The 4,177-nt window shown below is 33.5% G+C and carries 4 protein-coding genes and 2 pseudogenes; 1 reads left to right on the top strand and 5 read right to left on the bottom strand.

The genetic code is table 11. The features are described from left to right. From AC1DJR_RS19640 to AC1DJR_RS19620, 5 genes and pseudogenes are all read right to left on the bottom strand, one after another. Window positions 1–685, bottom strand: a pseudogene (locus AC1DJR_RS19640) (VWA domain-containing protein); the annotation flags it as partial. Between the two features lie 205 nt (window positions 686–890). Beyond that, complete coding sequence (locus AC1DJR_RS19635; RefSeq protein ID WP_429688685.1) at window positions 891–1,139, bottom strand: hypothetical protein; 249 nt, start codon at window positions 1,137–1,139, stop codon at window positions 891–893. Next, on the bottom strand, window positions 1,139–1,291 hold the full coding sequence (locus tag AC1DJR_RS19630; protein WP_341112747.1) for a hypothetical protein: 153 nt from the start codon (window positions 1,289–1,291) through the stop codon (window positions 1,139–1,141). The genes AC1DJR_RS19635 and AC1DJR_RS19630 overlap by 1 nt, the downstream gene beginning before the upstream one ends. An 87-nt stretch (window positions 1,292–1,378) precedes the next feature. Then, window positions 1,379–1,595, bottom strand: a pseudogene (locus AC1DJR_RS19625) (hypothetical protein). Between the two features lie 160 nt (window positions 1,596–1,755). Beyond that, the gene (locus tag AC1DJR_RS19620; protein WP_429688699.1) at window positions 1,756–2,355 is read right to left on the bottom strand and encodes a hypothetical protein; all 600 of its coding nucleotides are present in this window, start codon (window positions 2,353–2,355) and stop codon (window positions 1,756–1,758) included. A gap of 511 nt (window positions 2,356–2,866) precedes the next feature. Here AC1DJR_RS19620 and AC1DJR_RS19615 point away from each other — a divergent pair. Further along, window positions 2,867–4,177 (top strand): serine hydrolase domain-containing protein (locus AC1DJR_RS19615; protein WP_477003300.1); only part of this gene is annotated, 1,311 nt, incomplete at its 3' end.

The raw sequence follows: 4,177 nt of genomic DNA, 5'->3' as shown, positions 1-4,177 counted from the left end.
CCTTATTATAAGGCTGTAATGGGTACATTACCTCCGAAGATCCACAGGATAAACTTTTATCATTTTCATTATTACTTCCTTTATGTCCATAAACCCTTAATATTACATTTGCATTATCCGGAATCTTATCAAKATAGTTGTAAATAGCTTTCTTAGCGGCTTCCATTTTAATTTGACCATTAACTTTACCAGCCATACTACCGCTTGCATCAAGCAAGATCTCCACATTCAGGGATTTATCTTTTGATTTTATAGAATTTACGTTTCCATTATTTTGTTCTTTAATCACCAATTCAGGGATAATTCCTTCCAGTTTACTTACAGCTTCTTTATAACTTTGCGCCTGTAAATTTAGTAATTGTACATATATTTGTTCTGCACTTAAATCCTTTGGTAAATTCATCAATTCCTGATTAAGTTCATTATTTTCTTCTGATGAGAGTGCTATTTCCTTTGCGTATTTACCTGGTCCTTCTTGAATCATTAATGGGGCATTTGTAGCAAATAACGATTCATATGTATTGGTATCCTCTTTTTTTATTTCTTTTTTGCTAATTTCCTTTTCAACTACTTCACTTTTTGATTCATTAGATTTAGAAGGCATAGTATCTAATTTTGAACACGCAGTTATAAATACACAGAATCCCAGTGTTATTCCTATTACATTAAATAATGCTTTCCCCACTTTAAAACCTCGTTTCTTCCTTCAATGAAAACAGATTCAACGTCTTACTTTTGATTAAAAATTGAAATTTGAATGGTTCTTTCCTTCTTTTCCACGTTTTCTTTAAAAAGTTTAATCGCAAGGTTCCATAAAACTTGCTACAATAATTTTTCAAAACATCGTAACTTTTTTCAAAGTAATTAAACTTTGTTTTAATATCACAATCTCAGTCAAAAATACTATTGAGGAAGCTTTGTCCTTCAAAGCTATAAGAAGCCGAGTTGTTATCCCATTTTAATTCGATTTCTAATATTTCTTCTTTATTCAGCACTGTATTTTTAGTACTACAATGTTCAATCCATTTTATTTTTTCTGGTACATCTGGAATAAATAGTGCTGAAAAGTAAGCTCTCCTTAATATTGTTGCCAATTGAGCATAACGGTCTCCTATTGATCGACTATCATTCCCATACATCACAAATCTACAGGAAATCGTTGTACCTCACGTACCTTATCTTCATTTGATTCCGTGGACATAAATTGCCCTGTAACGTACGGTAGTTCAAACTTATATACTCCTGAATGTATTTGTTGATATTTTGGTACTTCTTTAGTTTTATTAAACATTAATAATCCCCCTTAGTATTTAAATATAATCCTATTTAGTTTTTTGCTTCCTTCACTAAAATCTCTTTAAATGTAATTCATTTTTTGTTACCTATTACTCTTTATTTTATATATACTGTTCTTTAGCTTAGGCTTCTTGTGTAATCCCATTAATATCTAAGTCAATTTTTTCTTCCTCTAAAGCCTCAATTTTCTCTCTATGTTCCTTTTCAATTCTATCTCTTTCTTCTTTTCTCTTAGTCGCTTTGGGACCAATTACGAACAGAATTAAGAATATACTCACCATGACAACAAAAGTAGTCACTAGTACCTCTCCCCCTTTGCCAAAACTTCGTACAACAAAATTCCTTTTAATGTATAAGACTTAATTCAGAAATCTAGAGGAGAACGAGTGCTAGTATAATTACACAGAAAAATTATAGAAATTACCTGCACTATTCCTCCTTCTCCTATATAAACAAAGATTATAAATGACGCAGCAAGGCCGGTACTATCAATGTCATTACAAATATAAAAATTGAACTATATCTCAAACTCGAACTCCATTTCCCATATTTCGGATGTTCAAATTTCTTATAAAGCATACCTAGTGCTAAAGATATTAAAAACATTAATACAGCTGTCCCTAAAATTATAGAAGTAATTAAGCCTACCATATTACTCATAAAGGTTTGAAAATCAAAAGAACGTGTTGTCAACATTAACACTGGTAGAATTCTTATTAATAGTATGAGAATAAATGAACCTACTCCAAAATATATAGATCTTTTTTTCCACTTTATATGTTTAAACCATAAAGAAGCCCCAAAAACTAATAATGATATTAAAATTACTACAGAAAGAATAAGGAAAATAACATCAAAAAATGCAGGCACACTCGCATGGACTGCACCATCTATTTTATCTCCCCCATCTTTTATTACATCACTGCCGCCATTAAACAAAGAACCAAACCAGTCTACAATCCAATCGGTCATCCAGAAAATATCGAATGGTAGATCTTCACTTTTTGTTTGTGCAGAAGCAGCTAAGTTATACACCTCCAAATTTTCCTCCCCCTTAATTAAAATTAAACCCTTTACTTTAAGTATATAAATTTCTGTTACCAAAACTAAGAAAATATTAAATCCTAAATGATTAAATAGAAGTTTCATTTGATACATATGTATACTCCCATTATGATAATTATCCGATGCATTTACTTTTGTCCCTATTATGGAATAAATAAAAAAGTACCCATCCAATTGTGATACACATAATAATTGGATAGTGTATAATGATAATAAAGTTATTGAATTTTGATTATTAAAAGCTAAGAGCCTTACTACATTCTACGTAGCAAGGCTCTTTAAAGTTGTTTCAAATTACATCCATCTGTTTATATAATACCTAAAAAATGAATAATAAAGTTGTTTACTTCTTATTGAACTAACGCATCTGTTCGTTTAAGTGTAACTCTTCACAATTACTTGATATTATATAGGTGAATAGAAAGATAAATTAAAATTTAGTTTCGTAGTTGTAAAAGGAGGTTATTTATATTATTCTCTTATAATTTTCCAAAAAGGAGAGTTTATGAAAAAGATTATTGTTTTTGTATTAACGATATTTATATTATTCTCAGGATTCGCAACACAAAGTTATGCGTTGTCAGATTCGCAATCTGCGGCAATACAAGCGTTGCTAGATGATGCCTGTCGTATATCAGGTGTGCCGGGAATGTCAATCTCAATACTTGCTGATGATGAAGTGTTCTACTTTTCTTCAGGGTATGCAGACCGTGAAAAGGGGTTGTCTGCAAGTGAAAATACACTCTATGAGTTAGCCTCGGTCAGTAAAGCTTTTACCGGTATGGGTATTATGCTGTTGGAAGAGCAAGGGCTGCTCTCAATGACTGACCCTGTCCAAAAATATTTACCTTGGTTTACGTTAAAGTATCAAGGGAAACCTGTTGATATGCAAAGTCTTACACTAAATAACTTTCTTCACCATACCAGTGGTCTAACAAATATTAGGCATACTCAAAATATTCCACAAGGCAATACACCGGATATGTTRCAAAAGACTGTGGAAATGCTCGTRGATGCTGAATTGGCGTTCCCTCCCGGTGAACAGTATAACTATGGAACCGTTAATTATGAYGTATTGGGTTTGGTTATTGAGATTGTGTCGCGACAAAGCTATGAAGACTTTATGAAGGAACAGGTATTTCAGCCGTTAGGTCTTCACCAGACGTATGTTTATAAAGAAGATGCTCAAGCCACTGGACAGTTGGCACAGGGCTACCGTTCTTCCTTTTTTATGACAACTCCATTTAAAGCTCCGGATTATGCTGGGAATAAACCCGCAGGCTACATCATTTCTAATACAAAAGATATGGCGCGTTGGATGGGCATACAGATGGGTATCGTGCAGGATATACCCGAAATATTTCACACGGTTATCGAAAAATCACATAGGGGTGATATGTCTGTTTCGGCTGTCAACGATATGTATTATGCGGCAGGCTGGTCGGTAAACGCCGACCAAACGATTATAGAACACACTGGGGGCAATCCAAATTTCAGAACCGAAGTAGYCATACTGCTAAATGAACGAACAGCCGTCTSCTTGCTGAGCAACGGCGCAAATACCAATATAAACMTGGTACTAAAAGTTAAAGATATATTAGAMGGCAATCTAACTCAGTCATATGAAATAAGCGGCACACARCTTTTGGATATCATTTTGTCGTCTATCACAATTATTCTTTGCCTATTGGCCGTTTTGCTATTTCTCTTAGGATTACGCAGAAGGAAAACGAATGAGCGGCAGCCAATGACAAAAAAGAGAATAACCGTAACAGTTATTTTCCTGATCGCTACGATTGCCCTGGGTATACTGTGC

It is taken from the genome of Bacillus sp. 05T31, assembly GCF_056396725.1.
This window is presented reverse-complemented; position numbering and strand designations above follow the sequence as displayed.